The following is a 20,967-nucleotide window of genomic DNA, read 5'->3' as shown; positions in this document are numbered from 1 at the left end:
TTTTTTAGAATAATAAGACCCCCGTCCTCCTCATGGTGAGAAGGGCGGGGGTGCGTTGAATCAAGCTTACTTCGTCCGGACCCAAACAGCTCCAGCCGAGTTGTCTTTCGCTTCGCCGACGACGTCGACGACGAGTCCGTATTGTGGAAGTTTACGGCCCGCATCTGGGATGAGCGAGTTGATGTACGTGTTGGCGTCGTTGAACTGTTTCACGCCTGGTTGAGCTTTGTAGTCATAGATGCCACGGCTCGGTGAATCGATGTACCAAGGGAGCGTCTTGTCTAAGCTGAACGCCGCGTCTGCGATCTGGTAACGCGTGCTGCCAGCGACTGTGTCTTGACCGTTCAAGTTGCCGATAAGTGCCTCAGGGTGCGAGTCGACGACACCGAGGAAACCTTCACCCGGATGGATGCCGACCCAGTTGTCTGAGAACGAATCATCCGCATACCAGACAACGAGACCTGTGTTGTACTTGACGCCACGGCCGTTCAAGAGACCAGTGTCAGCGCCTTCATGGTTGCGCCATTCGAGGTAGTAGTAGTGCGGTTTAGTGTCATAGCCGTCCGACTTGACGAAGCCGTCGAGCGTGACTTTCTCTGCGCCTTCCGCATCGTCAGCGAGGAGCGATTGTCCGCTTGACGTGATCGACAAGTTGTCAAGGGCGAACCCTTCAAGGGCAAGACCACCGTCCGTCACGTATTCGAAGACGATTTGTACGTCTTGACCAGCGAACTGTGACAAGTCGTACGATTTGTTCACCCAAGCGCCGTTCGTCGATTCCGCACCGTTTCCAGTGTTGTCATCGCCGTAGACGTCAAGGACGACTTCTTTGCCGCCGCTAAGTGCTTTGACATAGAGGTAATCGTAGTCAGTCTCGACTTGATAACGTGTATCGAAAGCAAGTGTACCGTCCGCTCCAAGTTTGACCGTCGGTGTCGAGAGTTCAGTATGCAAGTTATCGCCTTTTGTCGAGTAGTAGTAATACTCACCGTATTCTGGTTCGATGCCTTTTACTTTCTTGTCTGGAAGGTTCACTTTCAACAATCCAGGGTTGGTTGATTTCGTCACCGATTGATCGAGTTTCGAAACAAAACCTTGTTGCGTGATGTCTTCAAGGTCGACTTCCGTGATGTTCGCCCAGTTGCCGCCCATCAATTTTTGGAAGTACTCTTTGTTTTGTGGCGAAAAGCTCGTTGGCTCTGTACCCGCCACTTTACCAGCCCAGCTGCCGCCGCTCATGATTGACCATGATTGGACCGGTTCGCCTTGACCTGTGTACTGTGTATCGTACTCATCAGGAAGACCGAGGTCGTGACCGTATTCGTGAGCGAAGACGCCGACTGCGCCGTCTTCAGGTTGGATTGTGTAATCGAATGCCGCCATTTGACCGCCCCAGTATGGGACAGCTGCTTCCGTACCTGCTACGCGGTAAGGGCTGTTGCCAACGACCCAACGGTGTGACCAGACTGCATCGTCACCGAGGACACCGCCACCAGCTTCTTGGCCGGTACCAGCATGGATGATCATCAAGTGGTCGACCAAGCCGTCCGGCTCGTTGAAGTCGCCGTCACCGTCGATGTCATATAAATCGTACTGATCGTATTCGGCGAGGTCCATGCCTGAAGCGACCGCAGCGTTCAACGTGTCTTTAACGAGTTGACGCGGACCTGGCCCGATGTTGTCATTCCCGCCGGCCGGATTGTCACCGCCGTAATCTTTCGCTGTGCCCGGGACGGTCAACCAGTCCGAGACAGTGCCGTCAACCGTGTAACTGCCGCCCGACTGTTCTTCATAATACTGCTTGAACGTTTGGACTTTCTCACCGTTGAACAGTTCGAACGATTCGTCGCCGAACATGTATTGCTCGTAGTGTTCTTTACTAAAGTTGTCGCTATACAGATAACCTTCTTCTTGAACGACGTTGTTATGTTTGAAGTCGCTGTACTCGACGAGAAGGACGAGGACTTTGTCTTCACGGACGGCGCCGTTATAGCCTGCCTGTTTGGCCGGGTCGACTTTGACTTGACCGTTCGGCTTGCCTTTGCGATAGTTCGCTTGTCCTTTTTTCGCTTTGTCGAGGAGACGTTTCGATTCTTTCTCGAATTGGTTATGTATCTTCTCTTTTGCTTTGGCTGCTTTTTTGTCTAACTTATCGTCGTGCTTATGGACGTCTTTCGCACCGCCTTGTTTCTTCTCGATATAGGCATCGACGGCTTTTTGGCGCTCGGTGGCCGAAAGCCCTTTTTTGATGACGCCTCGTTTCTCGAGCGCTTTAGCGAGCCGATCCTCATCGATGATGTTGTGATCGAATGGAGCGGTCGAGCTTGGGGTTGGCAACGGTGAGGCGGCGAGTGGAGCGGCACCGACGGCCGGGATCGCACTGACGCTCATGACCGATGTCAATGCGACGGCGAGCGTCGTACGACGGATGGAACGTTTTTTCATTTGTACTAACCTCCTGTGAAAATAATGGGATATTGTGTGAGCTTGAATCTAACGTTAAACTTGTGTCTGATTAATGTCAATATTCAGAAAATAATAATTTGAAAAAGAGACTTTCGTCCCGAATGGTCCTAAAGACCTAAGGGGTCAAGTCTCTACATCGATGATGCCGTAATGAAATTTGGATGTTTTACGAACAATCCTTTTAAAACCAAACGTTTCAAACGTCTCACTCTCAAAGTGAGCCTTTAGGACAATTCGTCTGGATGCAACACGACGGGCCTCCATCATGAGTTCAAGAGACAGCGGATTCGTGTTGGCGAGGGATCGTAATGGGTTCAAGTGAACCGATTCTGAAATCGTCTTTTCGAACATTGGGTCGAAGTAGACGACATCGAATGAATCGTCCGGGCATGTCTTCAAATAGGTGAGGGCATCCGTCCAAACGACCTCGAGCCGACGCATCGCCTCATTGACGGCGGGCTCTTTTTCTTCCCAAACGGTTAGCCCTTCCTTGACGAGCATCGCTGTGACAAATTCGCTCTCGATCCCGACGGCGCGACCCGACGGACCGACGGCATGACTGAGGACGATACTGTCGGAGCCGAGCCCGAGCGTACAGTCGAGGACCCGGTCACCCGGTTTGATTGCGGCGGCATCGACGAGCGGATCGTTCCCGCCACGCGCAAGCTGCTTCACACGGAACACCGAGCTCGATGGGTGGAAAAAGAACGGTTCATCTCCGGCGAGAGGGGTGTATTCGACGCGACGTTTATCAAATACGAGCACGCCGGCATGGTGACGTTGTTTTAACGTGTCGATGGAATGTTTGCGACGGGTGACGAAATGGGCGCCATAAGTCGCCGCATGGGCCTCGGCCCGTTCGATGGTTGCCTCAGTCGGGCGTAAACAAGTTGTAACGATATAAGTCATAGTTTCTCCTTACTGAAAAAATGAGACGCAGAAGCGTCTCATTTTTTCTTGCTGAGTAAATCCGATAACTCGTCGATGAGTGCCTTGTGAGAGGCAAGTTCTTTCTTCTTCTCGTCGTTCGGGTTAATCGGGCGTTTCGAGCGGCTCTGGAGCGCCTCGAGCGTTTCGTCGATTGACGATTTGAGCGTGTCACGATCTTCCGGCTTGAGGGTGACCTCATGCGGGTTTTCACCGCTTGCGTCGAGTTCGCGTAGACGAGCCATCAATTGTTTTGCTTCTCGGTTCAAATCAGCGAGCAATCTGTCAATTTGTTCCAACCGAAGCTTGATTCCATCACGTTCCGTAAACATTTGTTTCACCTCTTTTATGGGGATAACCCTGTTGTCTCTTCCCATTTACTTTACCATAATTTTCGAACAACGAAACCACCGGGAATATATTCCATTTTTATTGGCTGTGGGAAACACTGTTTCTCTATGCCCACATGAATCTCAACTGGTATACTGACTTAGCTAAAAAGGAGGTGGTCGGATGCAGTCGACAACTCATCCACCAAAAGCGCTTAAAGGCGCCATTTTATCGATCACGACGTATTTGGTCTTATCTGTATTAAAAGTCGTCTTCGGTTTGGTGTACAATTCGGAGGCCGTCCTCGCCGACGGATTCAATAATACGACCGACATCATCGCATCAATCGCCGTCTATATCGGCATTCGCATCGCCGCACTGCCCCGAGACGCCGAACATAAATACGGTCACGCCAAAATGGAGACACTCGCCGCGCTCGTCGCATCGCTGATCATGGTCGCCGTCGGGGTGTTCGTTCTATTGAACAGCATCGCCACTCTAATCGGTGGTGAATACGTCGAACCGAACCCGCTTGCTGCTGTCGTCGCGTTCTTAAGTGCACTTGTCATGTTCGGCGTGTATGCGTACAATTCGAACTTGGCCAAGAAAACCCGGTCGCTCGCCTTGAAAGCGGCCGCGAAAGATAATTTGGCCGATGCCATGATCTCGATCGGGGCTACGCTCGGCGTTCTCTTCGCTTACTTTAAATTGCCTTGGATGGATACGGTTCTCGCCGTCTTGATTGCGGGAATGATCATCCGGACCGCGATTCAAATCTTTCTCGATGCGACACATCAGCTCTCTGACGGATTCCCGCCGGATCTCGTCGATTCCTACGAAGAGACGATTCAGCATTTCGATGCCGTCAAGGAAGTCCGTGAAATCAAAGGACGTCACCTCGGCAATCACGTCATGCTCGATGTGACGATTGCCGTCGAAGGAAGCCTCACCGTCGAGGAGGCGCACGATTTATGTGATGACATCGAGCGCGAACTCGACGAACACCATGCCGTCGATACAGTCCACATTCACATCGAACCGATCTGATTTCGGTTATCTTTTGCGCTTCACGGCGCCGTTCGTATATAATGAGTGTGGAAAGACAATGAGATAACTGTTAAGGAGGGCACGGGATGGAAATCGTGCGTCAACCTATTCGTCAGATTGATGAGATCGAATATGAGCATTTTAAAAAATACGGTCAAAGTTCTTACGGCATGTCAGCCGAAGAGTTAAAAGGCATCTTTGTCGAGATGGGCGAAGAGCAGGTGTACTCAGCCGACGCCCATAGCTATGGGGAGGACTTCTATTACGACCTCCGTGTCGATAGTCAAGTCGTCGGAAAAGTGTTGCTCTTGAAACTCGCTCGCGTCTATCAGCTCGATTTGATGGTGTTCGACGCCTTCAAGGGCAATGGCTATGCGACAGAAGGCTTGCGCCTCGCGCTCGAACAATCCGACTTAAGAGAAGGACATACCGTCCGCGCCGGCATCCCGCCGACGAGTCCACATCAGGAAGCGGTACGCCGTGTCCTTGAGAAGAACGGCTTCGAGAAACGGAACGGCCTTTACTATTTAAACTTTAAAAAGCGATATGTAATCAACCACTGAACTGACGGCGTCTGACGCGTCAGTTTTTTCGTATGGAGGTTTTACCGATGAAACAAGTGACAATCAACGACATCGCCAAACTTGCCGGGGTCGCCAAAAGTACCGTCTCCCGTTATTTGAACGGGGGCTCGGTCGGACAAGCGACACGCGACAAGATTGAGCGGGTCATCCAGGAGACGAACTATGAACCGAACCAGTTTGCGCAAAGCTTAAAGTCGAAACAGACGAAAATGATTGGTGTCATCGTCCCTCGTCTTGATTCCTATGCGGCTTCGCGTACGATGATGGGCATCGACGAGCGGTTGACCGAGTGCGGTTATCAAATGCTTGTCGTTAACACGGCCCAACAGACCGAACGCGAGATCGAGCAGTTGTATAATTTGGCAAAGCAGAAAGTGGCCGGCATCATCTGGCTAGGGACGACCGTGACGCCGCGGCACTTGCAGGCGATCCAAGACATCCAAATCCCGGTTTTGTTGATCGGTCAAGAGCATGAACACGTCCATAGCCTCGTTTATCCCGATTTCGACGCGGCGTACGCTCTCGGACGGCAGTTCATGGACTGGGGGCACCGTGATGTCCTGTATGTCGGGGTCGGTCCGTACGACATCGCCGTCGGACAGGCACGGCGCGATGGTTTTCTGCATGCGTTCAAAGAAGCAGGCGCGAACGTAACGACGTATACGACGACGTTCAAAATTGACGACGCCATCCCGATTGGGGAACGGATCGCCGAGGCGACCGATGACGCGACGCTCATCGTCTGTGCGACCGACAACATCGCCCTCGGTGTCTTGAAAGGGCTCGCGAACGGTGGCAAGTCGGTGCCGGTGGATATCTCGGTGAGCGGATTCGGCGGCTATGATTTCACCGAAGTGCTCCATCCAGCGATCACGACGGTGCATCTTCCATACCGTCGGACAGGGTCTCGTGCGGCTGACATGATTCTCCAATTGTTAACAGGCGAAACCATCCCGATGAAAACGTTCACAACTTTTGAATTAAAACTGCGAGAAAGCGTTGACATTTTAAATTAAATCGATTACATTTGTGTTGCGGAACCGGTTCCGCAACATTTTTTATTTGTTTTTGGAACCGGTTCGATAAATGGCACGAAGCACGACATTCAGACATGGAGGTGGACGGATGAACACCGTACATTGCATTGGTGAACTATTGATTGATTGGGTTTGCGATGACGCATCGAGCGACCTCGTCAACGGAACGACATTCGTAAAGAAAGCGGGGGGCGCACCGGCAAACGTCGCGGCGGTCGTCAGTAAACACGGAGGAAATTCAAGTTTCCTCGGTCAAGTCGGGGCAGACCCGTTCGGACGCTTTTTAAAACAGACGCTCGTCGACAACGGCGTCGGCGTCGAAAACTTGGTGGAGGAAGGTGACACGACGTTCGCATTCGTGTCGATTCAAGAAGACGGGGAACGAGATTTCACGTTCCGACGCGGCAGCGATGGCGACTATGCCTTCGAGTCAATCGACTTGTCGGCCTTCAAGCCTGGAGACATCGTCCATTTCGGATCGGCGACGGCACTCCTCGACGGTGAGTTAAAGAACGCTTATTTCAAACTGCTCCAGTTCGCCAAGCGTGACGGCCTGTTCGTCTCGTTCGATCCGAACTACCGTGACGCGCTTGTGACCGACCTCGAGGCGTTCAAACAAGATTCGCTCCACTTCATCGCCGAAGCAGACTTCGTCAAGTTGAGCGAGGAAGAAGCGCACTTGTTGACTGGGCTTGACGATTTAAATCAAGCGATCGCGTCGCTTCTCGAAACGGGTGCGAAACGGATCGCCATCACGCTCGGCTCGCGCGGGACACTGATTGCGACGAAAGACGTCAAAGACGTCATCGCTTCAGTGAAAATTGAAAGCGTCGATTCGACGGGAGCGGGTGACGCCTTTGTCGGCGCCTACTTGTATCGCTTAGCGACTCTAGGAATCGATGACGAGCGCTTACTGAAGGATATCGAATACGCGAATGTGACCGGCGCTTTGACGTGCACGGCATACGGCGCGATTCCGGCCATACCAACACAACAACGCGTGCTTGAAACGCTAGGAGGCAAACCAGCATGAACTACAGACAAGAAGCAGAAGTGATTTTAGAGGCTCTCGGCGGGAAAGACAACGTCGCCGCCGCGGCCCACTGTGCGACCCGGCTCCGCCTCGTCTTGAACGACGAATCGAAAGTCGACGAGAAGAAACTTGACGCCCTCGACGTCGTCAAAGGAACGTTCTCGACCGGTGGCCAGTATCAAATCATCATCGGTGCAGGTACGGTTAACAAGGTGTACGCTGAGTTCGCCCAATTGACAGGCCTCGGCGATATGTCGACAAGCGACGTCAAGTCGGCCGGCGCGAAGAAAGGCAACCCGCTCCAACAGTTCGTCAAAATGTTGTCTGATATCTTCGTCCCAATCATCCCGGCCATCGTCGCCGGCGGTCTCTTGATGGGGATCAACAACTTGCTCACGGCACCTGATTTGTTCTTCGAAGGAAGCTCACTCATCGATCAGTACCCAGGCATCGCCGATCTCGCCGCGATGATCAACACGTTCGCGAACGCCGCCTTCGTCTTCCTGCCCGTCTTGATCGGGTTCTCCGCCGCCAAGCGGTTTGGGGGTAATCCGTACCTCGGCGCCGCGCTCGGGATGATCATGGTTCACCCGGATCTCGTCAACGCCTATGCGCAAGCAACGGTCGGTGATATCCCGGTTTGGAACATTCTCGGCTTTGAAATCGAGAAACTCGGTTACCAAGGACAAGTGTTACCGGTCCTCGTATCCGCTTATATCTTGTCGAAACTTGAAATCAATATCCGTAAATTCATGCCAGCATCACTCGACATCTTGCTCACACCGCTTCTCTCGCTCCTCGTCACGGCGTTCGTCACGTTCGCTTTCGTCGGACCGATCACACGCGAAGCGGGTAACTTGATCATCGACGGTCTCGTTTGGACGTACGACTCACTCGGCTTCTTCGGCGGTCTCGTCATGGGTCTCTTGTACGCGCCAATCGTTATCACAGGGATGCACCACAGCTTCATCGCCATCGAGACGCAACTTCTTGCCGATATCGCACGCACGGGCGGATCATTCATCTTCCCAATCGCAGCCATGTCGAACGTCGCACAAGGTGCGGCCACACTCGCTGTCTTCTTCTTGACACGTGATCAGAAGATGAAAGGTGTCGCTTCGGCATCTGGTATCTCGGCACTCCTCGGGATCACTGAGCCTGCCATGTTCGGGGTTAACTTGAAACTACGCTATCCGTTCATCGCGGCCATCATCGGTTCAGGGGTCGCCTCGGCGTTCATCGTCGGACGTGAAGTCCTCGCCGTCGCCCTCGGTGCGGCAGGTCTCCCAGGGATCATCTCGATCGCACCAGCGTCGATCGTCTCGTATATCATCGGTATGGCCATCGCCTTCGCGGTCGCCTTCGGATTGACGTTCGTGCTTGCGAAACGCCAAGCGAAAAAAGAAGCAGTCAAACAAGCAGCATAAGAAAAAGGAAGTGATGTTATGAGTTGGACGAAGGCAGAGCGTTACCGCTCGTTACGTGACGTGAGTGCCCTCGAGATGGAGACGCTCCGCACGAAGACGGCAGCTTCCCCGTGGCGGTTCGGATACCATATCCAACCGCCGACGGGACTCCTGAACGACCCGAACGGATTCACGTATTACAACGGGGAATATCACATGTTCTATCAGTGGTTCCCGCTCGGACCGGTACACGGTCTCAAACATTGGTATCATGTCACATCACCCGACCTCGTCACGTGGACGGACCGCGGGGTGGCGTTAGTCCCGGAGACGACCGAAGATTCACACGGTGCCTATTCAGGCAGCGGGTTCGTGAAAGACGGGGAACTCCACGTCATGTACACGGGCAATCACCGGACGGATGACTGGACGCGTCACGCCTCGCAAGTGATCGGCGTGTTGCGGGATGGCAAGATCGAACGTCGCAATGTCGCGATTCCGGACGTGCCGGCCGGGTACACGGAACATTTCCGTGACCCGAAAGTGTGGCTCGAGGACGGCGCCTATTACGCCGTCGTCGGCGCACAACGTACGGACGAGACGGGTTGCGTCGTCTTGTATCGCTCGGTCGACTTGGATGACTGGACGTTCCTCGGTGAAATCAAGACGGGACTCGAACGGTTCGGCTACATGTGGGAATGTCCCGACGTTTTCGAACTGAACGGGCAGCACGTCCTCGTCTTCTCGCCGCAAGGGATTGAACCGGACGGGCATCGCTATCACAACATCTATCAGTCTGGGTTCTTGATCGGCAAGCTCGACGTTGAGACGTTAACATTCACCCACGGAGCGTTCGAGGAGCTCGACTTCGGGTTTGATTTTTACGCCCCACAGACGACAGAACAGGACGGACGACGCGTTCTCGTCGGTTGGATGGGACTCCCTGAAATCGAGTATCCGACGGACCGCTTCGGTTGGGCCCACGCCTTGACGTTACCGCGTGTGCTCACAATTGAGGAAGGGATGCTCAAGCAGCGTCCGGTGGCGGAGATGACAACGCTTCGCCAAGACACATTCCTCGACGCGTCCGGCACATCAATCAGCGTCGCGACACCGGACCGGTATGAGCTTGAGGTGAAAACGGATGGGTCAGACTTCACGCTCGACCTGCTTCAGGTCGAGAATGAGTCACTCGTCATTCGTTACGACGCGACGGCAGGCGAATTGACGATCGACCGGACGAATGCCGGAGAGCCGTTCGCGACCGAGTTTGGCACGACACGGACGAAAGCGATTCATGTGACGTCGCTTCACGTGTTCGTCGACTCGTCAAGTGTCGAATGCTTCGTCAATGACGGTGAGGCGGTCGCCACACTCCGCGTCTTCCCGAGCGAGCTCGAGAAACAGTTGCGTTACGAAGGCGCGACTGCGAGTCTGACCGGTTGGACGTATCAATAAGGAAGAGCTGAGCTTCGGCTTGGCTTTTTTGTTTACCTACAGAATGAACTCTATATGCTATTCTAGAAATAGGGAATAAATTACATATAGCATAGGGGATGATTTACGTGTGGATGGTTTTAGGAGTACTGGCGATTGGGGCGACACTGTTCAATTTGTATACGTTCAACGTCGGTAAAGACTATAAGCTACCGATGGCGCTTGCGTTGTCCTTGACCGCATTGACAGTATGCGCGGATTATAGCCATTTGTCGGTCTGGGTCGAAGCGGAGGATTGGAGTGCGTTGGCAGATGTCATACCAGGTATGGGACGAGCGTGGTGGGTCTTAACGAGCATCTCGATTCTATTGAACATGTTGCCGATTTTCTTGGAGCGAATGCGAAAACAGGCCTGAATGATCCGATGTCAAAATTTGTGAAACCTTTCGTCCGGATTTTCGTAAAAGATAACGATCAACATGAATGGGGTGAAGGACATGAAACTAGATCGGGCAATCTTCACAGGGGCTTCGGCGATGTTCAAAGCATTTATGAACTCAGAGGAGAATGAGTTGAATAGAGAAGAGATGATTCAAGCGAGAGTTGCTGAGTCGTCAGGAATTGGTTCGTTCAATGAGACAGATTTCATCATGTTCAATGGAATCGAAAAAGTGAGATCGTTCGCGGACATGCTGCGTAATGCAGATGATGCGCTCGAAGATTCCATTCACGGGGAACCGGACTTTGACTTGGAGCTTCATTGGAAGGGCGGGATGATGGCACAGTATCATCTTTGGCTCGGACAGAAACATCAACCGAGTTTTTTGATGGATGTGACGCATCCGCATCTCATCTATCGCGTGTCGAGAGATATGACGAATCAGTTGATTCAAGTGCTCGGGGTGGACGTATAAGGTGGGGAACGTGAGGGTTATGAAAAATGGATTACATTAATTTGAGTTTTCGCTTCGATAAGGATCTTTCGAACAAAACGTATGGTGAAAAGCTCCTTCAATTTTTTGACAAGTACGATGTGGAAATTGGCTTTCTCGGCTATTTTGAGCCCATCAACATACCTTTTCACGAGAACGATTCATGAATATGTGGGGTGTCGAACAGGATGGTATGTCTGATTTTTTTGCGCGCCTGCATAAACGAAAAAGTTTTCTACTCATCAATCCAAGTTATGACGGAACAACTAGTGTGTATATCTCGCTCAGTCTATCGAAAACCCATTACAACGACCGGCCAAATCGATGGCTTACTCTATTTAAAGCGATGTGTATCGAACTTAACCCATATCGAGCTGCCATGTGTATGGACCCTAGCTCCAAATCTTCGCTTTATGATTATGACCGGGAAAATTTTTGGTTTCTCAAACCAGAAGAAGTCTCGTGGTTCAATTATTGAAGCGATGATTTGCTGGCCTTTGGGGATGCGTCTGATATTGACGCATTCGAATGGTTTAATCGAGAACGAATCGAAAGCGGATGTTTCTATCAATTGACGGACCAGATAGATTCGTCCGATCTGGAATCGCTTATCGAAGAGGCAAGAATCATGTTTGGCAACGGGTTGCTGTTGAAACGAGAACTCGTTGAAGAGGATGATATCGATTGGGATGAAGATTACTTTGATTGGGAACACAAATGATTTACATAAGTGCTTAGTTATTCATTACAAGAGGCAGAGGTGACTTATGAGGCGAGAACGGATAGGTACTTTAGTCGCTCTAACAGTTTTGACAATTGCTTTGACCGGCTGTGGCTCGAACGATTTTCGGACGGATGGGATTGAAGAAGTCCACGTCTCGGAATCGGACGGATTCAGCAGTTTCCAAGACCGCGATGTCATCACATATGACGAGCTCGAGGACGTCAAAGTGTTTGCGGACATGATTCGGAATGCGGAACAGCAACCGGGCGTCGTAAATATGGCAACGCCTGAATATGATGTGGAAGTCCAGTATCAAGATGAGACAGTGGATCGCTATTACGTCTGGCTCGGCGACTTAGGCATGCCGACGAGCATCATGGATGTGAATGATACACATACGGTGTATCTCGTCCCGGCAGACGTGACAGATGAGTTGATCAGACTGCTCGAGCAACGGTAAACGTTCAATGCGAGGTGATGGCTGATGAAGCAAGCAATGAGGCAAATCGGGGCAATTACCGTCATGGTTTTTATGTTATCGGGTTGCGGCTCGAACGATTTTCGGACGGATGGGATTGAAGAAGTCCGCGTCTCGGAATCGGACGGATTCAGCAGTTTTCAAGAGCGCGATATCGTCACGTTCGACGAATCGGAATCGATTCGAGTGTTCGAAGACATGCTGCGTGAGGCAGACGAACTTCCCGGTGTCGCCAATGTGGTTGGGCCCGAATACGATATCGAAATCCGCTTCGAGGACGGGGAGGCGGACCGCTATTATCTTTGGCTGAACGATGATCCGAAATCGGTCAGTAGCCTTTACGATGCGGACGACACGAACGTCGGGTACCGCCTCCCGGCTGACGTGACGGAGGAATTGATTGAACTGCTCGAGTCAGGCGACTAAAAAAGACGCCCGCATCGGCGTCTTACGAGTTAAAGCGGATAAAGCGCTCAATCTGTTGTTCGCTCTTTCGCGCTTGACGGCCGATCCAAATCAAATGGCCGGGACTGTTCAAGATGGTGAGCTGGGCGTGCGGGATGAGCCGCTTCGCGTGATGTGCGTGACGGACCGGCACGGCCTTGTCATTTTTAGAGTGGACGATATACGTGGGGCACGTCACCCCGAGCAGCGCTTCATCGGCCACTTGTTGTCGAAGGTCGAACTGGGCACCGAGACCGAACGCCATTTGGTTCGCTACTCGTTTCAATAGGAAGATATCGTACGGGGTCACTTCGTCGCGGATGACGTCTAATGCGAGCAGGCTCGTCGATTGAATCATGCGGGCCGTCGCCTCGAACGGTTGTTTTTGAATTGCGCGGGCGACGAACTGTTTCATCGCGAACTGAAGCGCGATGAACGCCGGTTGGGCGACGTTACGGCTGACGTAACTACGATACGGGAAATCGACGACGCTCGTCACCGCGGCCGCGAGCGTAAGACTGAGCGCGTGCTCGTTCTGTGACGCAAGTTCGATTGCCGTCGGCCCGCCGGCCGAGATGCCGTACACGTGATAACGCTCAATCGACATCACTTCGAGCAAACGACGTAAGTTCGCGGCGAACGCTTGCGGCGAGGCCGAAAATGAGTACGGCGTCTCACCGTAGCCCGGACGAGACGGGACAATAACCCGAAAACCGGACACGACGAGCCGGTCCACATGGTACGGTTCGAGGCTTGACGATTGGGTCCCATGAATCAGGACGATGACCGGACCGTGACCGCGGTCCATATATTCGATTTTCGTGCCGTTGACGTGTGCATAATGTTTCACTGCAGAAGGGCCTCCTTAAACGATTTGTAATGGAAAATACCTTTATTTCATGGAAATAACATGCTACTGTCTGTTTATACATATTTTACATAAAGAAGTGAAAGGGGATTAAACCGTGAACAACCGAGAACGGTTACTCGAGGTGAGACGGTTTTTCGAACGCCATACAGATGACAACCATCCGAAGACGTTAGAAGACTTGCTCGAATATTTATCAACGATCGGAGATACTTCTAAGTTAGCAAAAAAATCAGTGAAAGACGACATCCAAGCATTGACCGATTCGGGGTTCGAGGTGCAGGATGAGCTCGAGAAGAACGGCCTCGCCAAAAAATATTGGCATTCGGCCCGTTTGTTTGAAATCCATGAGCTCCGGATGATGGTCGACGCTATCGTCGCGGCGAAGTTCATCTCGGAGGACGTGACAGAGCGGATCGTCGAGAAACTTCAAAAACTGACGAGTATTCCGGAAGCGGAAACGCTCCAGTCGATCATTAAGACACCGAAGAAGAAACACGGACAGATTCCGTACCATATCGATCGCATCCAACGTGCAATCCAGGAACAAAAAGCGATCTCGTTCCAATATACGGACGTCGTCGGCTTTGACGCCACGAAGCGAACGTTCCCGCTTCGCCGTGACGGCGAGCGTTATGTCGTCAATCCGATTGACTTGCACTGGAACCATGAGCAATATTATTTGATTGGCATCGATGAGTCGATCGGGGAAATCCGAAACTATCGCGTCGACCGCATCGTCAACTCAGAGATTGTCGAGGATGATACGCCGCGCATGAAACATCATTTGCCGGATGACTACTTCCAAAAGTCGTTCAATATGTACAACGGGCTCGACGAGGAAATCGTCCTTGCCGTCGACGAGCGCGTCCTCCCGGTCATCTTCGACAAGCTCGGAGAAGACGTCTCGATCACGCAAGACGGAGAACGCTTCCTCATCCGCTTCGATGCGGCCGTATCCGACGGGTTCGTCTTCTGGCTCTTGTCGCTCGGCACGCAAGTCGAGGTGCTCGAACCGATCACGCTCCGCGACCACATGCGCGAGACAATCGAGGCGATGGCCGGACGATATACGAAGGCGAGCATTCACTGAAACGGTTGAATTGAAGATATGATATACTGCTTGCGACACTTGTAGAAGGGGGACAGGCGGATGTTAGATTGGATGCCATTAATCATTCCGATTGTCGCTGTCATTTTTGTCGCCGTCGTCGCAAGACGCGCCATGAAAATGGACCAAGAGAAATAAGCTAGGACGGACATCCTTCTCGTCATGAGGGGATGTCTTTTCCGTCCAAAAGGAGGAGACCGTTGGATACCATCACCCATACGCTGTTCGGTCTGACGCTCTACGGGGCGGCCGACAAGCGAGACTTACAAACAAACGAAAAACGGGCCTTGTTCGTCACGACGCTCGTCGGGAGTCAAATCCCGGACAGTGACGTCATCTCGCGACTATGGGACACGGAAGGGATGTATCAGATGTGGCACCGCGGTATCACTCACTCGATTTTCCTCGTCCCGTTGTTCGCGCTACTCATCTACATACTCGTACGAGTCTTGTTCAAGGTGACCGATATCCGTTACTTCTGGTGGGCGCTCTTGTCCGTGTTCATCCATAACACGGCGGACTTGTTCAACGCCTGGGGGACGGGTTACTTCGAACCGTTATCGGATGTCCGGGTCACGTTCGGTGTCATCCCGATCGTTGATTTCGTCTATTGGGGCATTTTCCTCGTCGCCTGGCTGATCGCACGGCGAACTGACATCAGTCATACGGTGTATCGCTACGCCTGGGCAGCCATCGTCGTGCACGTCTTGATTCAAAGTGCGCAAGGGGCGTACTTGTATCAGTCGTATGCCGCCGATCACGATGAAGTGGCGCTGTCGGCCTCGTTCATCCCGACCCAGTTCACGGTCGTCACAAAGACCGATGAGTCGGTGTCGATTTACAGTGACTCGGTCTATCAAGAACCCGAGGTCCAATACGAGTTGACGAGTGCGGACGATGCCGATTTGAATCCGCTCTTCGCCGAAAATAAAGAAGCGATCACGCTCAAACAGTGGTCCCCGTTCGTGGTCGTCGTCGAGGATGATGAGCGGCTCGGCCTCTACGATCCGCGCTTCTTTGACGGTGAGTCGTCATTCCTTTACGAATACATCGAATTGTAGGTGATTACGATGCGGCGCATCCGTTATTTGTTCATCTTCGGTTACGAACAAGCACTCAGTTGCATCTTCCCGGTCGCCATCTTCGGGGCGCTCGCGTTGACGAAATGGTTCGACTTTCCGATTCCGCGCTACGACGTCCTCTTCATTTGGTGTCTGTTCGTCCAAGTCGTGCTCGTCAAGACGGGGCTCGAGACAATGGAAGAAGTGAAAGTCATTAGTTGGTTCCACGTCATCGGGCTCGGCCTCGAGCTGTTCAAAGTCCAGATGGGGTCGTGGAGTTATCCCGATGAAGCGCTGACGAAATGGTTTGGCGTCCCGCTCTATGCGGGATTCATGTATGCGAGCGTCGGTAGCTACGTCGTCCAGTCGTGGCGTCGACTCGATTTGGAATTTCTCAAGATGCCACCGCCGCTCATTGCGTTCGGCCTCGGGATTGCCATTTACTTCAACTTCTTTTGGCACCATGTCTGGCTCGATTTGCGCTGGGTGTTAATCGGCCTCGTTTTTCTCGTCTTCGGTCGGGCCATCGTCACGTATCGGCTCGACGACCGCCGCTTCACGATGCCCGTTGTCCTTGCCTTCTTTTTAATCGCCTGCTTCATCTGGTTCGCAGAAAATATCGTCACGTTCTATAACGGGTGGGCGTATCCGAACCAGTTGAGCGGCTGGGCGCTCGTCGACCTCGGCAAACTGTCGTCGTGGTTCCTGCTCGTCATCATCAGCATCTTGCTCGTGGCGTGGCAGAAGCGGAGACAGGAACTCTCATGAAAAAACGTGTGCAACCGGAAGCGGTCGCACACGTTTTTTAGGTCGTGGGTTGTTTGGAGCGGGCAACCATATGGACGATGAATATGTATAACGGAAACGCGAACGTGAGCGCGATAATCAATAGCCCGACGGCCGGACCTGGCCATGCCGCTTCACCAGGGGCGGGGACGATTTGTGTCCAGACATAGGTGAACAGCGCCAAATAAGGGAGCCATAATACGTACAGGGATAGGTTCCATGGTGAAGGTGCGAGTTGCCTGACACGTTTGATGATGAGCCGCGTGAACAAGATGAGTGAAACAAGACCGAACATAGTGATGGCTAGCATATAAGCATCACCCATCAACAAATAAAGCCGTCCGCTGTTGGCGAGCAGTTGAATGTTCACTAATAGCAGGACCGCGAGCAAAATGGAGATAGATTGTAACTTGAGGAAGTGGGCCATATAGGACTCCTTAATCTGATAGGATGATGAAACATTATTCAGTAACGCTCGTATAATATGAAAGAGGTGATCAGGTTGGCACAATTAATTGCGTTTTGGGTTGTCGGATTCATCTGTGTGCTTTCGACATTTGTATATATGTCACAATGGCGGAGCGAGCGCAAATTGATGAAAATGCTGGGAGCCATATTTAGTGTCTTCATAGCTATCGTTTGTTTTATGATTGCCGTACCTGATACATATGATCGCGCGCTTGGCCGTTATGAGACGGAAACTGGGAGTTGCTATGTCGTTGACAATCAGTCGAAACAAGGCGGCGTGACGCTCTGGTTTGAAGAGGATTCTTATGATTTTCCGGACATACCGGAGGACGTCGCATATGGACCGGGCACGTTGTTTGATTGTACCATCACGTTGACGAAAGTGAATTCGACTGGAGTTGACTATGTGTTGAAGTCGAAAGACGGCGATACGCTCTTTTCAACATACTAAAGTATTCTTCTAATTAGAAGGATACTTTTTTAATGGTTTTTCTGCCATTCATCCTCTGAATTCAATTATCATTTGAAATCTACTTTTTCGATAAAGCAATAGGGTGAGTGCAATGGATATCGTTGAGTCGTAAAGAACGCCGATTTCAATGTGGAAACTGTCAAAGCAAATAACTATTTAAATTTCTGAAATTTTCGGAATATTGTTTTTATTCATAAATGATTATGATAAAATCATAACAGTGTAAATGGGGAAAATTTACTTTGGGATGAAGGATATGCTTTATTTTGGAATCGGCTTTTTGGATTCTATAGTTTATGGTCTATAAGCAAGCTCGAAACGGTTATAAGAATGTATTTGTTTTTTGAAAGGGGGAGAACTTAATGAACTTGATTGCTCAAAAATCGGCTCAGTTTTTCATCACCATTTTTGTATTGATTGCAATCAGTGCTTTGCCGTCGCTCGTCGTGCAACTCGAGTTCGTGCCATCGAATTACTGGTACGGGATTCAACAACAATTCAGTCAGTTGGCGAAACTCGATGAGATTACATACTTCAACGTCACAGCGCAACGAGAGTTACCGTTATTGCCAGATCTCGGTCCGCTCATGAAAGAGACTCTTATTATCTTTACGACATCACTTGTTGTCTCAGTTGTGTTCGCCCTTATGTACGCCTATTTCTTTTATCGGAGCGGGAAGCGTGTGCGCACGGTGCTCCAACAAACGAGCCAGACGCTCGAGATGATCCCGGATTTATTTTGGCTCATCTTTTCACAATATCTTGCGATCACGATTCATAAGACGACCGGATTTGATCGAATTGAAGTCGCTGGCGGGTTTGCCGAATACATACGTTTTCTACCGATTTTGACGTTGACGCTTACCATTCTATTCTTCTTCCTCAAATGGTTGACGAAACATATCCTCGAGGAGGAAGCGACACCGTTTCTCGAGTTGGCGCGGGCAAAAGGCGTCCGGCCGGCAGGGTTGTTCTGGAAGCACTTGCTTCCGAATTTGGTGTATCGCTTCTATCTTTTTTTCCGCTCGAATTTGATCACGGTGCTATCGAGTCTCCTGATCATCGAATATTTGTTCAACGTACAAGGGATTTTCCGTTTTGTCGTCTATAATCCTGTGATGCCAATCCTACTCGTGATCTTGTTGGTCGTCTATATCCCGATCTTCATATTGGATTTACTGGCGGAGTGGCTTATCCCGAAATCATGGAAAGGGGAGATTTGATGCGTCGTACGCTGCTACGTGACCCAGTTTTCTTAATCGTTTTTACGATTTTGATGGGCTTGCTATTGTTAAGCATCGGAAATACGATTTTTCGAGATAGTCAAGTCGATCAATTCCTGAACCGTTACTCCGATGAGGGACGGTTGATTGGCATTCCACCGCTCGAACCGTCCAAAGATCAGTGGCTCGGAACCGACCGCGCTGGGAATGATTTGTTTCAAATGATGATCGAAGGGTTCAAATGGACGGTCGGTATTTGTGCGACCGTGGCGCTCGGACGGATGGCGCTTGGATTAGTAGTCGGGATTCCGCTCGCCTTTCGCGGGGCACGGGTGAACCGAATTTTCAAAATGCTGTTAGATGGGTTTTTGATTCTACCGATTTCCCTTCTTGCCATGATGATGCTGTTTTCGTCCCTGTTGTTCGCAGACTCGACGATGGTGCCACCGCTAGTTGATCGCGTGACGCTTCAATTGACGGTCTTCGTGTTGATCGGTCTACCTGCCGTCACGCTGTACCTGATTACAGAAATCCGGCAGTTGCTCCAACAAGAGTTTATGATTGTCGCCGAGACGTTAGGCGGCAGCGTCTGGCATCGAGTGAGGCGACACCTGTGGCCGCACCTCGTCCCGACGATGGTGATCGTCTTCATGCAACAGTTTGTGCAAACATTGATGTTACTCATTCATCTGTCCTTGTTCGGCGTCTTTTTCGGAGGGACCATTTACTTATTCGAAGGTGTGATGCCGACACTGTTTGAGTGGTCGTCGATGTTCGGCTATTATTTCAAGCAGTTCACGGCGACGACCTGGATGACGAGTCACATGTTCCTCGTCCCTGCGATTGGATTGTCGATGCTCGTCTTCCTCAGTAACTTGCTGACAAGCCGCCTCGAGCGGGCGTTCCGGTTACGGCGACAAGAAGCGGTCGTTACGGAAGAGACGATGTCTCAAGCCGAGGCGGCAGCCGCGTCGATCGCGGATCCGTTCACCCTTGTGCATGCGGATGCCTCATTTCAAAAGATGAATCAAACATGAATCCAAAGAGAACGGATGACATCACACTCTGATGCCATCCGCTTTCTTATAGTATTTGATTGTCGTAAAAGTAAGGAGGTAAGGGTGGTGAACACGAAGTCAATTATGCTCGTTTTTGTCTCGGTGTACTTGTTAATGAGTCTTCCTGTAATGTTAGGAATCGGTTATGTGATTGATTGGATTCCGGAAGCCACGTTATTGCAAAAGCTGAAGGGATATGTGATTGATGGTTTTACTCACAACTCTCTTTTTAAAATTGTGTTCTCAGCCATCGCCAGTGGAATGTTTACTTTCTTTTCATCAAGACGGGCAGCCACTCATAGTGATTGAATTCGCTCAATATTATGAGAAACCTATGATAAATTAATCTTCAGATTGTGATTTGACTCGATTAATCCATGCATCAAGCTTGTTATAATCGATTTCTCCTGAATATCAGCGCTTCCTGTACGATTTATTCAAGGTGTATCTACTTCGTGTCAGTCTTCAATCATATCTTCTCCAGCGTGTCGCAGTTTCTCAAGTGAGTCGCGCATATGCGCGATCACATCGTCAAGGTGGCGTTCCCAAGCCCCGAGTTCGGCCACGACTTTGAGCGGGGCGTTCGACCGGTAAGACCGGGTCGGATTTCCGGGGAAGCGCTTGTCCGTCAAGTTCGGATCGTTCTCGAAGTCGCCCGTCGGTTCGACGACGTAGATTCGTTCACGCGCATTTCCGCTCGCCAGTTCGGCTCCCCACTTGGCGGCGTCGAGAGTGGCCGTGAAATAGATGTAGTTCGACTGCTTGTCTTGATAGTTCGAGCGTCGCTTCGGTTCAAGCAAGTCTCCAAGTTTCAGTTCGGCTTTCGTTCCGTGGAAAAACGGGCCGGGGTCGAGCGGTTTCATGTCATCGGTCATGCTTTATCTCTCCTTCAGTCAGGCTGTCTTCACAGTATAGTGGATGGATTTAGGAGAACACAGTCTGTTTTTGGTTCGAGAATCGCGATATAATAAAGACGGGAAGAGCGTTTAAACTGTACCCTGAGTAGTAGACACTAAAAAAAAGTCTACTGCTCAGGGTTTTTGTGTACACTGGACTAAATCATATTGGGAGTGAA

The 20,967-nt window shown here is 51.1% G+C and carries 24 protein-coding genes; 18 read left to right on the top strand and 6 right to left on the bottom strand.

The genetic code is table 11. The features are described 5' to 3' along the window. Positions 1–66 precede the first annotated feature (66 nt). The 3 genes from KNP02_RS08940 to KNP02_RS08930 all read right to left on the bottom strand — a co-directional run bounded on the left by KNP02_RS08940 (position 67) and on the right by KNP02_RS08930 (position 3,725). On the bottom strand, positions 67–2,445 hold the full coding sequence (locus tag KNP02_RS08940) for an immune inhibitor A domain-containing protein (protein WP_214708657.1): 2,379 nt from the start codon (positions 2,443–2,445) through the stop codon (positions 67–69). A 144-nt stretch (positions 2,446–2,589) separates the two neighbouring features. Further along, positions 2,590–3,375 (bottom strand): class I SAM-dependent methyltransferase, encoded by a 786-nt coding sequence (locus KNP02_RS08935; RefSeq protein WP_214708658.1) that lies wholly within the window; start codon positions 3,373–3,375, stop codon positions 2,590–2,592. A 38-nt stretch (positions 3,376–3,413) separates the two neighbouring features. After that, a complete protein-coding gene (locus KNP02_RS08930; RefSeq protein WP_021067357.1) occupies positions 3,414–3,725 on the bottom strand; it encodes a hypothetical protein in 312 nt (103 codons plus the stop codon). Between the two features lie 181 nt (positions 3,726–3,906). Here KNP02_RS08930 and KNP02_RS08925 point away from each other — a divergent pair, with 181 nt between their 5' ends. The 11 genes from KNP02_RS08925 to KNP02_RS08875 all read left to right on the top strand — a co-directional run bounded on the left by KNP02_RS08925 (position 3,907) and on the right by KNP02_RS08875 (position 12,827). Beyond that, a complete protein-coding gene (locus tag KNP02_RS08925; protein WP_214708660.1) occupies positions 3,907–4,770 on the top strand; it encodes a cation diffusion facilitator family transporter in 864 nt (287 codons plus the stop codon). Positions 4,771–4,856: 86 nt separating this feature from the next. Then, positions 4,857–5,333, top strand: coding sequence for a GNAT family N-acetyltransferase (locus tag KNP02_RS08920; RefSeq protein ID WP_214708662.1), 477 nt, complete (start codon positions 4,857–4,859; stop codon positions 5,331–5,333). 47 nt (positions 5,334–5,380) lie between these two features. Beyond that, positions 5,381–6,370 carry a LacI family DNA-binding transcriptional regulator gene (locus tag KNP02_RS08915; protein WP_214708664.1) on the top strand — a complete coding sequence of 330 codons (990 nt, stop codon included), beginning with the start codon at positions 5,381–5,383 and terminating at the stop codon, positions 6,368–6,370. 109 nt (positions 6,371–6,479) lie between these two features. Further along, entirely contained in the window at positions 6,480–7,424 is a 945-nt protein-coding gene (locus tag KNP02_RS08910) for a carbohydrate kinase family protein (RefSeq protein ID WP_214708666.1), read from the top strand. Beyond that, positions 7,421–8,851, top strand: coding sequence for a sucrose-specific PTS transporter subunit IIBC (locus KNP02_RS08905; protein WP_214708668.1), 1,431 nt, complete (start codon positions 7,421–7,423; stop codon positions 8,849–8,851). The genes KNP02_RS08910 and KNP02_RS08905 overlap by 4 nt, the downstream gene beginning before the upstream one ends. Positions 8,852–8,869: 18 nt before the next feature. Continuing rightward, entirely contained in the window at positions 8,870–10,288 is a 1,419-nt protein-coding gene (locus KNP02_RS08900) for a sucrose-6-phosphate hydrolase (protein WP_214708670.1), read from the top strand. 107 nt (positions 10,289–10,395) lie between these two features. Further along, positions 10,396–10,683: a hypothetical protein gene (locus KNP02_RS08895; RefSeq protein ID WP_034777537.1), complete on the top strand. Its 288-nt coding sequence runs from the start codon at positions 10,396–10,398 to the stop codon at positions 10,681–10,683. Positions 10,684–10,764: 81 nt separating this feature from the next. After that, positions 10,765–11,181, top strand: a complete 417-nt coding sequence (locus KNP02_RS08890; protein WP_214708672.1) for a YhfM domain-containing protein — start codon at positions 10,765–10,767, stop codon at positions 11,179–11,181. A 181-nt stretch (positions 11,182–11,362) separates the two neighbouring features. Continuing rightward, the gene (locus KNP02_RS08885; protein ID WP_214708674.1) at positions 11,363–11,677 is read left to right on the top strand and encodes a hypothetical protein; all 315 of its coding nucleotides are present in this window, start codon (positions 11,363–11,365) and stop codon (positions 11,675–11,677) included. Positions 11,678–12,008: 331 nt separating this feature from the next. Then, a complete protein-coding gene (locus KNP02_RS08880; protein ID WP_251129236.1) occupies positions 12,009–12,383 on the top strand; it encodes a YhfM domain-containing protein in 375 nt (124 codons plus the stop codon). Between the two features lie 24 nt (positions 12,384–12,407). Next, the gene (locus tag KNP02_RS08875) at positions 12,408–12,827 is read left to right on the top strand and encodes a YhfM domain-containing protein (protein ID WP_214708678.1); all 420 of its coding nucleotides are present in this window, start codon (positions 12,408–12,410) and stop codon (positions 12,825–12,827) included. A gap of 22 nt (positions 12,828–12,849) precedes the next feature. Here the strand turns inward: KNP02_RS08875 and KNP02_RS08870 are convergent, their stop codons facing one another. Next, positions 12,850–13,695 (bottom strand): alpha/beta fold hydrolase, encoded by an 846-nt coding sequence (locus KNP02_RS08870; RefSeq protein WP_214708680.1) that lies wholly within the window; start codon positions 13,693–13,695, stop codon positions 12,850–12,852. A gap of 115 nt (positions 13,696–13,810) precedes the next feature. Between KNP02_RS08870 and KNP02_RS08865 the strand changes: the two genes are divergently transcribed. The 3 genes from KNP02_RS08865 to KNP02_RS08855 all read left to right on the top strand — a co-directional run bounded on the left by KNP02_RS08865 (position 13,811) and on the right by KNP02_RS08855 (position 16,653). Beyond that, on the top strand, positions 13,811–14,806 hold the full coding sequence (locus KNP02_RS08865) for a helix-turn-helix transcriptional regulator (protein ID WP_214708682.1): 996 nt from the start codon (positions 13,811–13,813) through the stop codon (positions 14,804–14,806). A gap of 218 nt (positions 14,807–15,024) precedes the next feature. Next, entirely contained in the window at positions 15,025–15,885 is an 861-nt protein-coding gene (locus KNP02_RS08860) for a metal-dependent hydrolase (protein WP_214708684.1), read from the top strand. Positions 15,886–15,894: 9 nt separating this feature from the next. Next, positions 15,895–16,653 (top strand): DUF817 domain-containing protein, encoded by a 759-nt coding sequence (locus KNP02_RS08855; RefSeq protein ID WP_214708698.1) that lies wholly within the window; start codon positions 15,895–15,897, stop codon positions 16,651–16,653. Positions 16,654–16,690: 37 nt separating this feature from the next. Here KNP02_RS08855 and KNP02_RS08850 read toward each other — a convergent pair whose 3' ends face one another. Beyond that, entirely contained in the window at positions 16,691–17,098 is a 408-nt protein-coding gene (locus KNP02_RS08850; RefSeq protein ID WP_214708686.1) for a hypothetical protein, read from the bottom strand. A gap of 75 nt (positions 17,099–17,173) precedes the next feature. Between KNP02_RS08850 and KNP02_RS08845 the strand changes: the two genes are divergently transcribed. From KNP02_RS08845 to KNP02_RS08830, 4 genes are all read left to right on the top strand, one after another. Beyond that, positions 17,174–17,590, top strand: coding sequence for a hypothetical protein (locus tag KNP02_RS08845; RefSeq protein WP_214751504.1), 417 nt, complete (start codon positions 17,174–17,176; stop codon positions 17,588–17,590). Between the two features lie 383 nt (positions 17,591–17,973). After that, entirely contained in the window at positions 17,974–18,834 is an 861-nt protein-coding gene (locus KNP02_RS08840; RefSeq protein ID WP_034777554.1) for an ABC transporter permease subunit, read from the top strand. Beyond that, on the top strand, positions 18,834–19,871 hold the full coding sequence (locus KNP02_RS08835; RefSeq protein WP_214708690.1) for an ABC transporter permease: 1,038 nt from the start codon (positions 18,834–18,836) through the stop codon (positions 19,869–19,871). The genes KNP02_RS08840 and KNP02_RS08835 overlap by 1 nt, the downstream gene beginning before the upstream one ends. Positions 19,872–19,958: 87 nt before the next feature. Beyond that, entirely contained in the window at positions 19,959–20,201 is a 243-nt protein-coding gene (locus KNP02_RS08830; protein ID WP_353047349.1) for a hypothetical protein, read from the top strand. A 149-nt stretch (positions 20,202–20,350) separates the two neighbouring features. Here KNP02_RS08830 and arr read toward each other — a convergent pair whose 3' ends face one another. Beyond that, complete coding sequence (gene arr / locus KNP02_RS08825) at positions 20,351–20,767, bottom strand: NAD(+)--rifampin ADP-ribosyltransferase (protein ID WP_029595530.1); 417 nt, start codon at positions 20,765–20,767, stop codon at positions 20,351–20,353. Positions 20,768–20,967 lie beyond the last annotated feature (200 nt).

This window comes from Exiguobacterium sp. s40, from assembly GCF_018617905.1.
Lineage (GTDB): Bacteria > Bacillota > Bacilli > Exiguobacteriales > Exiguobacteriaceae > Exiguobacterium > Exiguobacterium mexicanum_A.
Note: the sequence above shows the minus strand (reverse complement) of the source record. Positions and strands in the feature narration are given on the sequence as shown.

Coding starts and splice junctions, on each gene's coding strand:
- KNP02_RS08930 (WP_021067357.1), bottom strand. CDS start 3,725: ATGTTTACGGAACGTGATGGAATCAAGCTTCGGTTGGAACAAATTGAC.
- KNP02_RS08920 (WP_214708662.1), top strand. CDS start 4,857: ATGGAAATCGTGCGTCAACCTATTCGTCAGATTGATGAGATCGAATAT.
- KNP02_RS08935 (WP_214708658.1), bottom strand. CDS start 3,375: ATGACTTATATCGTTACAACTTGTTTACGCCCGACTGAGGCAACCATC.
- arr (WP_029595530.1), bottom strand. CDS start 20,767: ATGACCGATGACATGAAACCGCTCGACCCCGGCCCGTTTTTCCACGGA.
- KNP02_RS08885 (WP_214708674.1), top strand. CDS start 11,363: ATGAATATGTGGGGTGTCGAACAGGATGGTATGTCTGATTTTTTTGCG.
- KNP02_RS08875 (WP_214708678.1), top strand. CDS start 12,408: ATGAAGCAAGCAATGAGGCAAATCGGGGCAATTACCGTCATGGTTTTT.
- KNP02_RS08915 (WP_214708664.1), top strand. CDS start 5,381: ATGAAACAAGTGACAATCAACGACATCGCCAAACTTGCCGGGGTCGCC.
- KNP02_RS08840 (WP_034777554.1), top strand. CDS start 17,974: ATGAACTTGATTGCTCAAAAATCGGCTCAGTTTTTCATCACCATTTTT.
- KNP02_RS08925 (WP_214708660.1), top strand. CDS start 3,907: ATGCAGTCGACAACTCATCCACCAAAAGCGCTTAAAGGCGCCATTTTA.
- KNP02_RS08850 (WP_214708686.1), bottom strand. CDS start 17,098: ATGGCCCACTTCCTCAAGTTACAATCTATCTCCATTTTGCTCGCGGTC.
- KNP02_RS08835 (WP_214708690.1), top strand. CDS start 18,834: ATGCGTCGTACGCTGCTACGTGACCCAGTTTTCTTAATCGTTTTTACG.
- KNP02_RS08900 (WP_214708670.1), top strand. CDS start 8,870: ATGAGTTGGACGAAGGCAGAGCGTTACCGCTCGTTACGTGACGTGAGT.
- KNP02_RS08905 (WP_214708668.1), top strand. CDS start 7,421: ATGAACTACAGACAAGAAGCAGAAGTGATTTTAGAGGCTCTCGGCGGG.
- KNP02_RS08910 (WP_214708666.1), top strand. CDS start 6,480: ATGAACACCGTACATTGCATTGGTGAACTATTGATTGATTGGGTTTGC.
- KNP02_RS08855 (WP_214708698.1), top strand. CDS start 15,895: ATGCGGCGCATCCGTTATTTGTTCATCTTCGGTTACGAACAAGCACTC.
- KNP02_RS08890 (WP_214708672.1), top strand. CDS start 10,765: ATGAAACTAGATCGGGCAATCTTCACAGGGGCTTCGGCGATGTTCAAA.
- KNP02_RS08940 (WP_214708657.1), bottom strand. CDS start 2,445: ATGAAAAAACGTTCCATCCGTCGTACGACGCTCGCCGTCGCATTGACA.